Here is a 15,435-nt window from a genome sequence, read left to right on the forward strand (position 1 = left end):
GCTGAATGCTGCCGTACGGACGTCAGTCCATCTCGGACGAGGACATCGAGGCGGTCACCGCTGTACTGCGTGGTGACTGGCTGACAACGGGGCCGGCGGTCGCTGCTTTCGAGCAGGCTGTCTCGGAGCTGACCGGTGGGCACCGCGCGGTCAGCTGCACCTCCGGCACGGCGGCGCTGCACATCGCGTACGCAGCCCTGGGGGTCGGGCCGGGTGACGAGGTCGTCACCACGCCGATGACGTTCGTCGCGACCGCGTCGTGTGCCGCGATGCTCGGCGCCACGGTGGTGTTCGCGGACGTCGACGAGGACACCGCGCTGATCGATCCGGCCGCCGTCTCGTCAGTGGTCAGTGAACGCACCAAGGTCATCGCCGGGGTCGACTACGCCGGCCAGGCCGCGGACTACGCGTCCCTGCAGCCGCTGGCCGATCGCGTCGGCGCCCGCACCCTCGCGGACGCGGCGCACTCGATCGGCGGCACCGCCGACGGCCGTCCGGTCGGCGACCTGGCCGATGTGACCACGCTGTCCTTCTTCCCCACCAAGAACCTGACCACCGGCGAAGGCGGCGCGGTGATCTGCAAGGACCCGTCGATCGGCCGACGGGCCCACGAGTTCCACTTCATCGGTCTCGTCCGCGATCCCGACCGCTTCGAGATCACCGACGAGGGCCCCTGGCACCAGGAAGTCCACGAGTACGGCGTGAACTACCGGCTCACCGACATCGGTAGCGCCCTGGGGTTGTCCCAGCTCAAGCGGCTCGCGAAGTTCAAGCGTCGCCGGGCCGAGATCACCGCCCGCTACAACGAGGCCCTTCGCGACGTCGACGGACTGCGGATCCCGGTCCAGCGAGCCGGCGTCGACCCGATCTGGCACCTTTACCCGGTCCGCGTCCTCGGCGGGCGCCGACGCGAGGTCTTCGAGGGCATGCGCGCAGCCGGTATCGGCGTACAGGTCAACTACATCCCCGTCTACTGGCACCCGGTCTTCGCGAACCAGGGCTACCGCCGCGGCCTCTGCCCGAACGCGGAGCGGTTCTACGCCGAGGAGCTTTCCCTCCCGCTGTTCCCCGACCTTACCGACGCCGAGGTCGACCAGGTGATCGAGACGATCACGAAGCTGGTTGACTAGCATCCATGACGCTTAAGGTACCCCTGTGATCCGATCGATTTTGATCGGCGCCGAGATGCTGAACTGGTCCGACCTCCACCCGGTCGACGCACGCCCGGCTGCCGCCGGACCAGCCGCCGCAGCACTCTTCGCCGCCGCCCTTCAGCCCAGCGACACCGTTCTGCTCGCCGGTCCGCACTCCTTGGACCTGATCGCCGACGTCGCCGCACGCGTCGCCTCGGTGGATGTCCTCGTGCGTTCCGCCCCGGACGCCGAGGAGATCGCCGCAGTCATCGACCGGCCGCTCGCCGACAACAAGGTCTTCTGCGGCGCCCTGGACCGCTTTACCCCGGCGTACGGCAACTCGTCCGGGTACGACGCGGTGGTCGCGCTCGACGGACTGGGCCGACTCGTCGGTCCGGACACGTCGAAGCTCAGCTGGGCGGACGCTCTGGCCGCTCTACAGGATCGGCTCGCTTCCTCAGGCCGTCTGCTGCTCGGGGCCGAGAACCAGTTCGGCGTCGAGCGCTTGCTCCAGCCCGACATCACCGCCGCGCTGCCACGAGACGAGGACTGGGGGTGCGATCTCACCGACGCCGCACCCGTCGGCCTGAAACCGCTCCGCACTGCCCTCGAGGAGGCCGGCCTCGACATCGCGGGAACGTACGCAGTGTTTCCGTCGCTGGTCGACGCCGAGGTCGCGCTCACGGACGTCAGTGGACCGCTGCCGGCTGCGGTGGCCGCCCGCGCCATGGCCGACCGGTACGCCGGTCCGGCCCTGATGGACCCGTATCGCTTCGTGCAGGACACGGTCCGGGCCGGCCTGAGCGTCGAACTGGCCCCGGCTTGGTACGTCGTCACCGCCGCCCACGACCTGCCCGGTGTGCTCCCCGCCGATGCGGTCCCGGGTGGCTCGGGTGTCCTGCTGGAGGAGTACCTGCTCTCCGCTCTCCGGGTCGACGATCAGGCGGCGGTGCGGCGTGTTGTTCCCGATTACGTGTCGTGGTTGCGTGCACAGCACTACGACACCGCGAAGATCGCCGCTCCGGACAACGTGATTATCGACGGCATGTCGTTCCGGGTGTTCTCCGAGTCCGGCATCGGAGTCTTTCAGGTCGACGAAGACGGTGAGCCCGTACCTGTACGTGGCGACGCACTGGTCGTCGCGCACCTGGCACGCTTCGTCCGTCGTTCGATGGAAGGCGGATCGAGGCAGCCGTGGTCTGCGGGTGGCTACCCCGACGGGTTGACGGCACGGCTCGCCTCGATGGTGGGAATCACGGTGACGAAGTGGCTTTCGCCACCAAGCGAGATGGTCAGGCCACTCGGTAGTGCCGAGCAGCTGGTGACCGTCGCGCGCCTCTCGGAGGAGCTGGCTGCCGCCAGCGCACGGGGGCACCTGTTCCATGGCCAGATCGTCGGGATCCGCCAGTCGAAGCCGTACCGCGTAGGCCATACCGTGACCGGCCCACTGCGGGTGGTCCGCCGGCACGTGAGGCGGACGGTGCGGAGGGTTCAGCGACTGCCGCGGAAGCTCCGGGGACGCTGATGCACCACGCGAATCACTTCTACGGGCACGCGAACGTCATGGCGTCGTACGCCGGATACCAGAAACCGCCGTACATCTGGGGATACCTTCAGCACGGCTGGAACATCCTGGACGGATTCGCCCACGGCACGACGTTCGCGCCGGGGATGCCGCTGTACGTCTGGTCGGACAGCGTCCGCCGGCGCGGTTGGTCGATGGGACTGCGGAACTACTCGGTGATCGGCTCCGTCTGGCTGTATCTGCTGCAGGTGCATCCCGAGCTGGCCACTCCGGCGGAAGATGCCGAAGGCACCATCTTCTACCCGTTCCACGGCTGGGAAGGCCAGAACGTGCTCGGTGACCACGGCCGTATCGTTGCCTCGATCAAGGAGCACGAGACCGGGCCGGTGACGGTCTGCCTGTACTGGAACGAGTACGAGAACCCCGCGATCCGCAACGTCTACAAGAGCGCCGGCTTTCGGGTGATCACGCACGGATATCGCGGCCTGCACTGGCGGCGGACCGACGCCGACTTCCTCGTGAAGCAGCTGACCGAGCTGCGCAAGCACCGGCGGGTCGCCTCCAACCGGCTCAGCTCCGCGGTCCTGTACGGCGCTTCGATCGGCATGCAGCCAGGGGTGTACGGTGACCCGATGGTGCTGGAGCACGAGCACCCCTCGTTCGGCGGGCAGGCCAGGATCAAACGGCTGTGGCCGGAGATGGACCAGCCGTTCGTGCCGCTCGACGTCGCACGTGAGTTCACCGATACCGAGCTGGGCGTCGACCACCTCGCCTGCCCCGCCGAGATCAGGGAGTTGTTCCGGTGGAACTGAAGATCGGCATCATCACCCAGGTGCGGGCGACCAGTACCCGGCTCCCCGCGAAGGTCCTGCGGACCGCCGGCGGCCGGACCTACCTGCAGCACCACCTCGACCGGCTCTGCCTGACCGGGCTTCCGGTGATCGTGGCAACGACCACGAACCCCGACGACGATCCCGTCGTACACCTGGCCGAGCAGACCGGCATCCCCGTGTTCCGGGGTAGCGAGGAGGATGTGCTGAGCCGGTTCGCCGGGGCGACCCGCGCGCACCAGCTGGACGGCATCGTCCGGGTGACCTCCGACTGCCCGCTGATCGATCCGCAGGTCGTTGCCGAGGGCGTCGACAGCTGGCGGTCCGAGAAGGACGAGAACCTCTACCTGTCCAACTGCCTGGAGAGGACCCATCCGCGCGGAATGGACTACGAGGTGTTCTCCGCCGCGCGGCTGCTCGACGCGGACGAGCAGGCGACGCTGCCGGCCGACCGCGAGCACGTGACGCCGTACCTGCACCAGAACCGGCCGGGCGACATCCGGCTGCGGAACCTGCCCTGGTCCGGCGGAGGTTCGCAGTACCGGCTGACACTGGACACCCCGGACGACCAGAAGTTGCTCGAGATCCTGATCGAGGAATACGGCGCGGACCGGCTGACCTGCGCCGAACTGGTCGCGGTGCTGGACGCGCATCCGGAGCTGGCCGCGCTCAACGCGCACATCGAACAGAAGAAGCTCGGCGAGTGACAACGCGCTAGCCCGCCGCTACGGCATGATTTGCGGTGATGACCACCGATGATCCAGCACCGGAGCGGGCGACCGGCCGGGACACGCCGGAGACCGGCTCGAACGCGGCCCGCGCCAAGTCCTTCGGCGCCGTGGCGACCGCGTACGACGCCGGCCGGCCGACGTTTCCCGCCGAGGCGCTGACCTGGATCCTCGGCCCGGGCCGGCTGCAGGTCCTCGACCTCGGCGCCGGCACCGGGAAGCTGGCCGCGGTCGCGGCCGGGCTGGGGCACGACGTGGTCGCGGTCGATCCGTCCGAGGAGATGCTGTCGGTGTGCCGTCGGCGCCCCGGGATCGACACGATGGTCGGCGCGGCCGAGTCGATCCCGCTGGCACACGGCTCGGTCGACGCGGTGGTCGTCGGCCAGGCGTTCCACTGGTTCGACCACGCCCGGGCGCTGCCCGAGATCGCCCGGGTGCTGCGGCCCAACGGCGTCCTCGGCCTGCTGTGGAACGACGCCGACCGGGTGGTTCCCTGGGTGCGCCGGTTCGACCGCGCGATCAGGGGCGACGACTTCGGCGGCGACCAGTTCGACCCGATGCCGATCCTGCTGCAGTCGGACCTGTTCGCCCTGGTGGAGACGGCCCGGTTCCGGCACTGGCAGGACCTGGACCGTGCGGGCCTTCGGCAACTGGCCCTGTCGCACTCGCGGGTCGCCGTCCTGACCGAGTCCCGGCGCGACGCCGTAGTGGACCAGGTCGACGCCATCTACGACAACACTGCGCGACCGCCGGAGCCGCTCCGGATGCCCTACCTCACCGACTGCTACCGGGCTCGGCCCAGCGACCTGGCGAACTACCGCCGTACTCTCGACGCCCCGGTTGCCCCGCATCTCTAGCATTCCCCGAAACGTTTTGGTTGCGGTGGGTCACAAATCCGCGACATGGGGCTAACGTGCACGTGTTCGGGTTCAGCGCTGTGCCATTGGAGAACAGGGAAGCTCATGGACAACGAGATGGTGCGCGAGCGGGATGCCCGCGCCTATGAGGCGGTGCACGAGGCGGCCGACTTCACCAAGCTGAAAACGCGCTACAAGAATTTCGTGGTGCCGTGGACCATCGCGTTCATGGCCTGGTACCTGGCGTACGTCGCCTGCTGCAACTGGGCCCGCGGCTTCATGGACCACCAGGTGGTGGGGCATATCAATGTGGCCTTGATCTTCGGCCTGCTGCAGTTCGTGTCCACCTTCGTGATCGCCGCGCTGTACGGCCGGTTCGCGAACCGCAAGCTCGACCCGCTGGCCCATGGGCTGAACGCGAAGTACAAGAGGGAGCGCCGCCGGTGAACGTCCTCACCATCCCGGTCCTGATCCCGCTGGCCGACGCCGAGCCGGGCAACCGGGCCCTGACCATCTCGCTGTTCTCCGCGGTCGTCGCCGTGACGCTGTACATCACCTGGTGGGCGTCCCGCCAGAACCAGACCGCGGCCGACTACTACGCCGGCGGCCGCTCGTTCAGCGGCGCGCAGAACGGTCTCGCCGTCTCCGGCGACTACATGTCCGCGGCGTCGTTCCTCGGTATCTCCGGCCAGATCGCCCTGTTCGGGTACGACGGCTTCCTCTACTCGATCGGGTTCCTCGTCGCGTGGCTTGTCGCGCTGTTGCTCATCGCCGAACTGCTGCGGAACTCGGGGCGGTTCACGATGGCCGATCAGCTCGCGTTCCGGATGAGGCAGAAGCCGGTCCGGACCGCGGCCGCGACCTCGACGATCGTGGTGTCGATCTTCTATCTGCTGGCCCAGATGGTCGGCGCCGGTTCGCTCGTCGGGCTGCTGCTCGGCGTGAAGGGGGACGGCGTGAAGGCGGCCGTGATCATCCTGGTCGGCGCGCTGATGATCATCTACGTGACCATCGGCGGCATGCGGGGCACGACCTGGGTGCAGATCGTCAAGGCCGTGCTGCTGATGGCCGGCACGGTGCTCATCACCTTCCTGGTGCTGGTGAAGTTCCACTTCAACCTGTCCGACCTGCTCGGCGCGGCCGCGGACAATTCCGGCAAGGGCGAGGCGTTCCTGCAGCCCGGGCTGCTCTACGGCAAGGACCTGGTCGGACAGATCGACTTCCTGTCCCTCGGCCTGGCGCTGGTCCTCGGTACGGCCGGTCTGCCGCACATCCTGATCCGCTTCTACACCGTGCCCGACTCGCAGACCGCACGCCGGTCGGTGCAGTGGGCGATCGGCCTGATCGGTGCGTTCTACCTGATGACGCTGGCGCTCGGTTTCGGTGCAGCCGCGCTGCTCGACACCGGCAAGGGTTCAGCAGTCGCGGAGTCGAAGGGCAACGTGGCCTCGCCGCTGCTGGCCGAGTCCGTCGGAGGTGGCGCCGGCTCGATCGGCGGCTCGATCCTGCTGGCGCTGATCGCAGCGGTCGCGTTCGCCACCATCCTGGCGGTGGTCGCGGGCCTGACCCTGACCTCGGCGTCGTCGTTCGCGCATGACCTGTACGCGAACGTGATCGCCAAGACCAAGCCCAGCGAGAAGGACGAGCTGCGGGTCGCCCGGTTCGCGGCGGTCGGGATCGGCGCGGTCTCGATCGCGCTCGCTATCCCGGCGCAGAAGCTGAACATCGCGTTCCTGGTCGCGCTGGCGTTCGCCGTCGCCGCGTCCGCGAACCTGCCGGCGCTGCTGTTCAACCTGTTCTGGAGGCGGTTCAACACCTCCGGCGCCGCCTGGAGCATCTACGGCGGCCTGATCTCCGCGGTCGTCCTGGTGATCTTCTCGCCGGTCGTGTCCGGTACACCGACCTCGATGATCACCGGCTCCGACTTCTCCTGGTTCCCGCTGTCGAACCCGGGCATCGTGTCGATCCCGCTGGGCTTCCTGTTCGGCGTACTCGGCACCTACCTCGGCAAGGACAGGTCCAGCGAAGCCCGCTACAACGAGCTCTCCGTCCGCTCCCTCACCGGCGCCGGCGCGGAGGGTCCGGCCAAGCACTAGTCGCCCCCTGGTGGGTCCAGCGTTCGTGCATGCGGAGTCGGCGGCGGTTCCTCGGGCTGATGCCCGCGGCTGCCGCCGCTCTGCTGTCCGGCTGTGGAGACAACGCCGGCGTCACCGGGTACGACAGCCGGCCAGCGCACCGGTCCCGTCCTTCGTCCGCGCGAAGGATGCCGCTGGCAACCAGACGTTCGCCGCCCTGTGATCTATTCCGCGACGAAGGTTTTCAGCAACGGTTAGGCTCCACTACTATGTCCGACCTGATTCCTGTCACCAAGGGACCGTCTTGATGACGGTCCGGTCCGGCAGGTCTGTCTGGCCACCGTTTCTGAGTGCACTCGTCTGGCTACTCCCCGCGGTGACCGCGTACTGGGTACTTGCAGGCACAGGGGTGACCGACGGCGACATCCTCCGCTACTCGGCCTACTTCTCGGGCTGTGTGGTGCTTCCGGGAGTGTTGCTGCTGCGAGCTTTCGCGCCGGGTCGGCGGACCTGGCCGGAGGACGTGGGCCTCGGCATCGTCGTGGGGCTCTCCTACGAGTTGCCGGGGTGGGCGTTGTTCACGGCTGCTGGGGTGCAGCAGTGGTTGGTGGTGTGGCCCGCGGCGGTGCTGGTGGTCTTCGCCGCAGTACCGCGGTTGCGGCGCTGCTGGCGGGCGCAGGACGCGCCGCGGCTGCCGCTTGCCTGGGGCGCCACGCTGGCGCTGCTCCTCTCGGCGACGTTGCTGGTGTACTACGGCACCACGGTCAGCGCCACGTCGGTCCCCGAGAACGGCGGCGACTACTACCAGGACATGCTCTGGCACCTAGGGATCGTGCACGAGCTGGGCCGCTCCGTCCCGCCGCAGATCCCGCAGGTGGCGGGCGAGACGATGCAGTACCACTGGTTCGCCGACGCACACCTGGCGTCGGCAGCACAGATCACCGGAATCGACCCCCGGATCGTGCTGTTCAGACTATGGTTCGCCCCGATCATCATCGGGCTCGTCCTCGCGGTGGCCGCACTCGCGCGCCAGGTCAGCGGTGTCTGGTGGACCGCCCCGTTCGCGGTCGCGGTGACGACGGTCGTCCAGCGGGTCGCAGTCTGGAAGTACGTCGGCGGCGTCGGGTCCGCACCACTCGTTTTCCTGAGTCCGTCGCAGTCCTTCGGGACGGCGGTCAGCGTCGGAGCCGCGGCGCTGGTGCTCGGCGCCTTGTACCGCGGTGCCCCGAGACGGTCCTGGGTGATCGTGATGCTGGTCGTCTGCGTATCCGCCGGCTCCAAGCCCACCGCTGTGCCGCTACTGCTCGGCGGGACCGGCCTGGCGGCGTTGTTCCTGCTGGTGCGAAACAGACGCATCCCCTGGCCGACCGTCGGCTTCGGCGTCGCACTGGTGGGTGTTTTGGTGGCATCGATGCTGACTGTCGCGGGTAGCACCGCAGGTACTCCGCTGCGCTTGTTCGGGGCCTTGCGGGCCTTCCCGGGATACACCGCTCTGACCGGTCTCACCGGCCCTCCGGCGCCGGGTGGATGGATCATCGAAGGGCTTCGTGACACCGACCAGCAGACGATGACCTGGGCGATCGCGATCCTTGTGGCCGTGGTGGTGAGCCGGGCGGTGGTGGCCGTGGCATTCCTTGGTCTCGTACAGCGCCGGACCCGTACCGATCCGGTGCAGTGGTGGCTGGTCGGCACGCTCGTCGCCTCGCTGCTCGGATTCCTGGTCGTCGACCATCCGAGTTTTGGTGAGTTCTACTTCCTCGGCGGCGCGCTGCCCTTCGCCGGCGTCGCCGCGGGATACGTGGTCCACGGCGCGGTCACCGGACACCGCCGCGTGGCCCGCCGGGTGATCATCGCCGGTGGCCTGCTGGCCGGTGCGGCGCTCGCCCTGGCGATCCGGGTGTTCGGCAACATCGACTCCCGGCCTGTCTCCCCGGCGGAGATCACGCGGGCGGTGACCGAGCCGATGCTGTGGCTTGCGGCGGTACTCGTGGCCGGGCTGCTCGGCTGGCTTGTCCTCCGCGCCGTCCGTCCACAGGTTCGTGGCCTCGGCCTGGCCCTGCTGATGTGCGTCGCGGTCGGCCTCGCCCTGCCCAGCCGGCCCTGGTCGGACTGGCGCAACGCGGCGGACGGGGTCACCGGGGAGGGCGGGCAGATCCCGGTCCCGGCGGTTCCGTTGTACACCACGGACGAGATCCAAGCCGCGCTCTGGCTGGATCGCAACGCTGGACGGTACGACGTGGTCGTGACGAACACCGCCTGCCTGTCGCGACAACGACCAGGTCCGGTCTGCGACGCGCGTGGCTACCTGGTCAGCGGTGTCGGCGGTCACCGAACGCTGATGGAGGGCTGGGCCTACACCCAGCAGTCGCTGGCCAACCAAGGCGAACGGAACGTCGGCTACAGCCTGCAGCCATCGCCCTGGCCCGACCGGGTGGAGCTGACGACGAAGGCACTCACGGCGCCAACGCCTGAGGTGCTGGAGACCTTGCGCCGCGATTACGGCGTCCGCTGGATCTTCGCGGACTCGCGAAAGGGCAGGGTCGCCGAGCGCACTCTCGACGAGCTCGCCGACCGGAGGTTTACCCAAGGGCAAGTCATCGTCTACGAACTGAGGGACTGAACAAGTTCGTTGATTTACGCGTCGAGATGCTGAAGCATGATCAATCCTCAGGAGGAGATACCCATGGACGGTCTGAAAGGCCTTCTCAAGCATGTGCGCGCCTACGTCCTGCTGCAGCGCATCGTCGGCGCCGACCGCTTGCGATATCGCTGCATCGAGGAGATCCAGCCGGGTGAAACCGTCCTGGACATCGGCTGCGGTCCCGCGTACTACTTCCCGCGTCTGCCCCAACCGCTGAACTACCACGGGTTCGACACAGATGCGCCGTACATCGACTGGGCCAAGGAGCACTTCGGCGGCGAGAACGCCAGCTTCCATTGCGGCAACTTCGACGAAACCGCTGCCCGATCGCTGCCGCCGATCGATGTGGTGCTGCTGCTCGGGCTGCTGCACCACCTGTCGGACGAGCAGTGCACACATCTGCTCAACCTGGCCGCGAGCGTGCTGGGCCCCGGCGGCCGGGTGATCAGCCTGGACACCTGCTTCGAGCCGAACCAGGGCCGGATCTCGCGGTGGATGTCGGCGAACGACCGCGGCGAATACGTCCGGGAGCCGCCGGCGTTCGAGAAGCTCGCCCTGCAGTCCTTCGGCCAGGTCGAGGGCAAAGTGATCGATGATGCCACCCATGTTCCAGCGAGCTACTGGATGATGAGGATGACCGCGCCGAACCGACCGTGGGCCGAATAGAGGGCCCGCTCCCTAGAGCCGGCCCTCTCATTCGATCCTGAAGGTCGCCGCGAAGACGTCCAGCTCCGCGGCGGTTGCCTGCTTGCCGACGATCCCCTCAGCGAGGGCCTTCGCGCCGTCGATCGTTCCGGTCAGCAGCGGGGTGAGCGGCGCGAGGGCCTCGACCACGACCAGGTTGGACGGCACCGGCTCGGAGAAAGACCCAGGCACCGCTGTCAGCGTCGAGCCCGAACACGTCGCATGGATGACGATCTCGCCGAAGCGCACTTCATAGGCGAGCTTGCCCATCCCCCGCTTCAACGGGTGGTACGTCGATCGCAGCGCCATCGCCAGCGAGTCCGCGGTGGCGATCTCACCCGGCCGCAACTCGCCGAGCGATCGCGCTCCCCACCGGCCGAGCGCCAGCACGACCGTGTCCAACTCCAGCCCGTACGGCGTCAACTCGTAGACGATCGCGCCCGACGGCCGCGGCTGCACCCGACGCTCCACCAGGCCCGCGCTCTCCAGCTCCTTCAGCCGGGTGGCGAGCACGTTCGTCGGGATCTTCGGCAGCCCCGCCCGCAGGTCCGTGTACCGCTTCGGGCCGACCAGCAGGTCCCGGACGATCAGCAGCGCCCAGCGCTCCCCGACGAGCTCGAGCGCGCGGGCCACCCCGCAGTACTGGCCGTAGGTCTTCGTCGTCATGACTTCAGTCTACTTGACAGAGCCTACTTGCTTTTTGCAAGCTTGCTGCATGGCGATTATGAACAGGCAGCAGCGCGAGGAGTTCTTGGCCGGGCAGCACGTCGGGGTGGTGAGCGTCGGCCGTACCGACGGTCTGCCGCCGACCACCGTGCCGACCTTCTACGCCTACGAACCAGACGGCGCACTCACCATGTTCACCGCGACCCAGGGCCGGACCCCTGCCCGGATCGACGCGATCAAAGCCGCCGGCGTGATCACGTTTCTGGTGCAGGAGGAGACCTGGCCGACAAAGTACGTCACGGTCGAGGCGACGCTGGACTCCGTCACCCGGCCGATCGTGGAGCAGATGCTGACCATCCTCCGCCGCTACATGCCGGAGGAGGCCGCGCAGCAGTTCGCCCACAGCGAGGTCGACAACCCCGACAGCACGATCACCCTCTTCACCTTCACCCCATCCCGCTGGTTCTCCGCCGACAACTCGGCCTGACCCGCGCCGGGACAGCGCTCCGCCATGCAGACGCGGCGGCGGTTCCTGGGCACGGCGATCCACCAAGCGTCACGAACCGTTGACGCTCGGCTAGCCATGCCGTAACAATGGGCCAGCGCTGCGCAAGAAACGAGCAAAACCCGAGCAAGTTTCCGACTTCGCGCCGCGGCTACTCCCCTGCGTCCTCACCACCCGCCCACCAGGAGAGGCCATGCGAATCCCGAAGTGGCGGCTGCCAACCGCCTTGCTCGCCGCGAGTCTCGCGCTCGCAGCCGCCCCACTTATCCACCCGACCCCGGCCGGCACGGCGGCTGCCGCCGTACTCGCCGGACCCAACCTCGCCGCCGGCAAGGCCGCGTCGGCCAGCAGCAGCACCCAGACGTACGTCGCGCCGAACGTGACCGACGGCAACCAGGGCACCTACTGGGAAAGCGCGAACAACGCGTTCCCGCAGTGGGTCCAGGTCGACCTCGGATCGTCCGTCGCCACCAACCAGGTCATGCTCAAGCTGCCGACGTCGGGCTGGGACGCCCGCAACCAAACCCTCGCGGTCCAAGGCAGCACCGACGGGCAGAACTTCAGCGACCTGTCGGCGTCGGCCGTCCGCGCGTTCAATCCGCCCAGCAACACGGTGACCATCGACTACGGCACCGCGACCACCCGCTTCGTCCGCATCCGGATCACCGCGAACACCGGTTGGCCGGCCGGGCAACTGTCCGAGCTCGAGGTCTACGGCCCGGCGACCGGTGACACCCAGGCTCCCACCGCCCCGGGCAACCTGGCCCTCACCGAACCGGGCGCCGGCCAGATCCGGCTCAACTGGAACGCCTCCACCGACAACGTCGGAGTCACCGGGTACGACGTCTACGCCAACGGCCAACTGCGCACCAGCGTGGCCGGCACTGTGCTCACCTACACCGACAACCAGCCCGCCAGTACGACGATCTCCTACTTCGTCCGCGCGAAGGATGCTGCGGGCAACCAATCGCCGGACAGCAACAGCGTGACCCGGAACACCAGCTCGGGACCGGGCAGCAACCTTGCGGCCGGCAAGCCGATCACCGCCTCCGGGTACGTGCACATCTTTGTCCCGGCCAACGCCAACGACGACGACGTGACGACGTACTGGGAGGGCAACGCCAACCCGGCCACGCTGACCACGGAACTCGGGTCGAACGCCGACCTCAGCTCGATCGTGATCCGGCTCAACCCGGACTCGGCGTGGGGAGCGCGGACGCAGACGTTGTCGATCCTCGGGCGGGAGCAGAGCGCGTCCGGGTTCACCACGATCGTGCCGAGCGCGTCGTACAACTTCAGTCCGGCGAGCGGGAACAGCGTGACGATCCCGGTCAGCGCACGAGTGGCCGACGTACGGCTGAACTTCACCACGAACACCGGCGCCCCGGCCGGCCAGGTCGCCGAACTGCAGGTGATGGGCGTACCTGCGCCGAATCCGGATCTCACCCTGGCGAACGTGTCGTGGACGCCGACCTCACCGGTCGAGACCGATGCGATCACTGTCCGCGCGACGGTCAACAACACTGGTACGGCGGGCTCCACGGCGACGGACGTGAACTTCTACCTCGGCTCCGGCAAGGTGGGAACGGCGGCTGTAGGAGCACTCGCAGCAGGAGCGTCGACAACGGTCAGCGCATCGATCGGGACGCGCGACGCCGGCAGCTACGCACTGAGCGCCAAGGTCGACGAGTCGAACGCGATCATCGAGCAGAACGACGGAAACAACACCGCGAACGCCTCCGGCCCGCTGGTGGTGACTCCGGTCGCCAGCTCGGACCTGATCGCGTCCGCGGTGAACTGGACGCCAAGTAACCCCTCGGCGGGCAACAGCGTCGCCTTCTCGGTCGCGCTGAAGAACCAGGGCAGCGTCGCCTCCGCGTCCGGCGCTCACGGCATCACGCTGACCGTGCGCAACGGAAGCACAGTAGTCGCCACTCTGACGGGCAGCTACAACGGCGCGATCGCTCCCGGTGCGACCACCGCCGCTGTTGCTCTAGGCAATTGGACGGCCGCGAACGGGCGTTACACCGTGCGCGTCATACTCGCCGACGACGCCAACGAACTACCGGTGAAGCGGACCAACAACACCAGCGAGCGTCCGTTCTTCGTCGGTCGCGGCGCGAACATGCCGTACGACCACCTCGAGGCCGAGGACGCCTCGGTCGGCGGCGGCGCCACCGTGATCGGGCCGAACCGCACCATCGGCGACCTGGCTGGAGAGGCGTCCGGGCGACGTGCGGTGACGCTGAACTCGAACGGTTCGTACGTCGAGTTCACCACCCGGGCCAGCACGAACACGCTCGTCACCCGGTTCTCCATCCCGGACTCGGCCGGCGGTAGCGGCATCACGTCGTCGATCAACGTGTACGTGAACGGCAGCTTCCACAAGACGTTGCCGCTGACCTCGAAGTACTCCTGGCTGTACGGCGCGGAGGCCTCGCCGAACAACTCACCAGGCTCGGGGCCCGCGCGGCACATCTACGACGAGGCGAACGTCATGCTGGACTCGACGTTCCCGGCCGGGACGAAGATCCGGTTGCAGAAGGACCCGGCGAACAGTACGACGTACTCGATCGACTTCGTCGACACCGAGGCCGTGGCACCGCTGGCGAACCCGGGCGCCGGGTTCGTGACGCCGAACGGGTTCACCCAGCAGGACGTGCAGAACGCGCTCGACCGGGTGCGGCAGGACAGCGCGCTGCAGGGTGTCTATCTGCCGCCGGGTGAGTACCAGACATCGTCGAAGTTCACCGTGTACGGCAAGGCTGTTCGCGTTGCCGGCGCCGGTCCCTGGTACACCCGCTTCGTTGCGCCGCAGAGCCAGGCGAACACCGACGTCGGCTTCGACGCGCAGTCGTCGGCGAACGGGTCGACGTTCAGCGGCTTCTCGTACTTCGGGAACTACGACAGCCGCAACGACGGGCCGGGCAAGGTGTTCAACTTCGCCGGTACGTCGGACATGACCATCGACAACATCTGGGCGGAACACCAGATGTGCCTGTACTGGGGCGCGAACACCGACAACTCGGTGATCAAGAACTCGCGCATCCGGGATTCCTTTGCCGACGGCATCAACATGACCAACGGGTCGGCGGGCAGCACCGTCAGCAACAACGACGCCCGGTCCACCGGGGACGACAGTTTCGCGCTCTTCAACGCCACCGACAGCGGTGGTGGCGAGGTCCGGGACAATGTCTTCGAGAACCTGTCCGCGTCGCTGACCTGGCGGGCCGCCGGGTTCGCGGTGTACGGCGGGACGAACAACGTCTTCCGCAACCTGTACGCGGCGGACATGCTCACCTACCCGGGGATCACGATCAGCTCGCTCGACTTCGGCATCCCGATGAACGGGTTCGGTGCGACGCCGCCGACGCGGTTCGAGAACGCCAGCGTCGTACGGTCCGGCGGGCATTTCTGGGGCAACCAGACGTTCCCGGCGGTGTGGATCTACTCGGCGACGAAGATCTTCCAGGGAATCCGGGTCAGTGATCTGGACGTGGCGGATCCGACGTACTCCGGGATCATGTTCCAGACCGACTACGTCGGCGGGTCGCCGTTGTTCCCGGTCGCGGACACGGTCTTCACCAACACCACGGTGTCCGGCGCCCACAAGTCCGGCGACGCGTTCGACGCCAAATCCGGCTTCGGCATCTGGGCCAACGAACTCCCCGAACCCGGCGAGGGCCCGGCCCGAGGCGCCGCGACCTTCACCAATCTGACCCTCACCGACAACGCAGTGGACATCCGCAACACCACGTCGACCTTCACCCTCACCCGCAACTGACCCGAAG

At 67.9% G+C, this 15,435-nt stretch carries 12 protein-coding genes; 11 read left to right on the plus strand and 1 reads right to left on the minus strand.

All coding sequences use genetic code 11. The features are described from left to right. Positions 1–5 precede the first annotated feature (5 nt). The 9 genes from OG817_RS34855 to OG817_RS34895 all read left to right on the plus strand — a co-directional run bounded on the left by OG817_RS34855 (position 6) and on the right by OG817_RS34895 (position 10,455). The gene (locus OG817_RS34855) at positions 6–1,130 is read left to right on the plus strand and encodes a DegT/DnrJ/EryC1/StrS family aminotransferase (protein ID WP_406049067.1); all 1,125 of its coding nucleotides are present in this window, start codon (positions 6–8) and stop codon (positions 1,128–1,130) included. Between the two features lie 25 nt (positions 1,131–1,155). Next, entirely contained in the window at positions 1,156–2,658 is a 1,503-nt protein-coding gene (locus OG817_RS34860) for a hypothetical protein (protein WP_396391003.1), read from the plus strand. Further along, the gene (locus OG817_RS34865; protein WP_396391002.1) at positions 2,658–3,470 is read left to right on the plus strand and encodes a hypothetical protein; all 813 of its coding nucleotides are present in this window, start codon (positions 2,658–2,660) and stop codon (positions 3,468–3,470) included. The genes OG817_RS34860 and OG817_RS34865 overlap by 1 nt, the downstream gene beginning before the upstream one ends. Beyond that, the gene (locus OG817_RS34870; RefSeq protein WP_396391000.1) at positions 3,461–4,195 is read left to right on the plus strand and encodes a cytidylyltransferase domain-containing protein; all 735 of its coding nucleotides are present in this window, start codon (positions 3,461–3,463) and stop codon (positions 4,193–4,195) included. Before OG817_RS34865 ends, OG817_RS34870 begins: the two co-directional genes overlap by 10 nt. A gap of 38 nt (positions 4,196–4,233) precedes the next feature. Then, a complete protein-coding gene (locus OG817_RS34875; RefSeq protein WP_396390999.1) occupies positions 4,234–5,073 on the plus strand; it encodes a class I SAM-dependent methyltransferase in 840 nt (279 codons plus the stop codon). Between the two features lie 105 nt (positions 5,074–5,178). Further along, positions 5,179–5,520 (plus strand): DUF485 domain-containing protein, encoded by a 342-nt coding sequence (locus OG817_RS34880; RefSeq protein WP_360442670.1) that lies wholly within the window; start codon positions 5,179–5,181, stop codon positions 5,518–5,520. After that, entirely contained in the window at positions 5,517–7,169 is a 1,653-nt protein-coding gene (locus OG817_RS34885; RefSeq protein WP_406049071.1) for a cation acetate symporter, read from the plus strand. The genes OG817_RS34880 and OG817_RS34885 overlap by 4 nt, the downstream gene beginning before the upstream one ends. Before the next feature lie 355 nt (positions 7,170–7,524). Then, positions 7,525–9,768: a hypothetical protein gene (locus OG817_RS34890; protein ID WP_406049073.1), complete on the plus strand. Its 2,244-nt coding sequence runs from the start codon at positions 7,525–7,527 to the stop codon at positions 9,766–9,768. A 63-nt stretch (positions 9,769–9,831) separates the two neighbouring features. Beyond that, complete coding sequence (locus tag OG817_RS34895; protein WP_406049074.1) at positions 9,832–10,455, plus strand: class I SAM-dependent methyltransferase; 624 nt, start codon at positions 9,832–9,834, stop codon at positions 10,453–10,455. 27 nt (positions 10,456–10,482) lie between these two features. Here the strand turns inward: OG817_RS34895 and OG817_RS34900 are convergent, their stop codons facing one another. Then, a complete protein-coding gene (locus OG817_RS34900; RefSeq protein WP_406049075.1) occupies positions 10,483–11,139 on the minus strand; it encodes a winged helix-turn-helix transcriptional regulator in 657 nt (218 codons plus the stop codon). Positions 11,140–11,188: 49 nt separating this feature from the next. On the opposite strand from OG817_RS34900, the gene OG817_RS34905 reads away from it, so the two are divergent. Next, a complete protein-coding gene (locus OG817_RS34905; RefSeq protein ID WP_406049076.1) occupies positions 11,189–11,626 on the plus strand; it encodes a pyridoxamine 5'-phosphate oxidase family protein in 438 nt (145 codons plus the stop codon). A gap of 211 nt (positions 11,627–11,837) precedes the next feature. Next, complete coding sequence (locus tag OG817_RS34910; RefSeq protein ID WP_406049078.1) at positions 11,838–15,428, plus strand: discoidin domain-containing protein; 3,591 nt, start codon at positions 11,838–11,840, stop codon at positions 15,426–15,428. Positions 15,429–15,435: the final 7 nt, after the last annotated feature.

Source organism: Kribbella sp. NBC_00889, from assembly GCF_045207705.1.
Taxonomy (GTDB): Bacteria; Actinomycetota; Actinomycetes; order Propionibacteriales; family Kribbellaceae; genus Kribbella.

Excerpts from the sequence above, each read along its gene's own strand:
- OG817_RS34855 (WP_406049067.1), top strand. The coding sequence starts at position 6 with ATGCTGCCGTACGGACGTCAGTCCATCTCGGACGAGGACATCGAGGCG.
- OG817_RS34865 (WP_396391002.1), top strand. The coding sequence starts at position 2,658 with ATGCACCACGCGAATCACTTCTACGGGCACGCGAACGTCATGGCGTCG.
- OG817_RS34875 (WP_396390999.1), top strand. The coding sequence starts at position 4,234 with ATGACCACCGATGATCCAGCACCGGAGCGGGCGACCGGCCGGGACACG.
- OG817_RS34880 (WP_360442670.1), top strand. The coding sequence starts at position 5,179 with ATGGACAACGAGATGGTGCGCGAGCGGGATGCCCGCGCCTATGAGGCG.
- OG817_RS34895 (WP_406049074.1), top strand. The coding sequence starts at position 9,832 with ATGGACGGTCTGAAAGGCCTTCTCAAGCATGTGCGCGCCTACGTCCTG.
- OG817_RS34900 (WP_406049075.1), bottom strand. The coding sequence starts at position 11,139 with ATGACGACGAAGACCTACGGCCAGTACTGCGGGGTGGCCCGCGCGCTC.
- OG817_RS34905 (WP_406049076.1), top strand. The coding sequence starts at position 11,189 with ATGGCGATTATGAACAGGCAGCAGCGCGAGGAGTTCTTGGCCGGGCAG.
- OG817_RS34910 (WP_406049078.1), top strand. The coding sequence starts at position 11,838 with ATGCGAATCCCGAAGTGGCGGCTGCCAACCGCCTTGCTCGCCGCGAGT.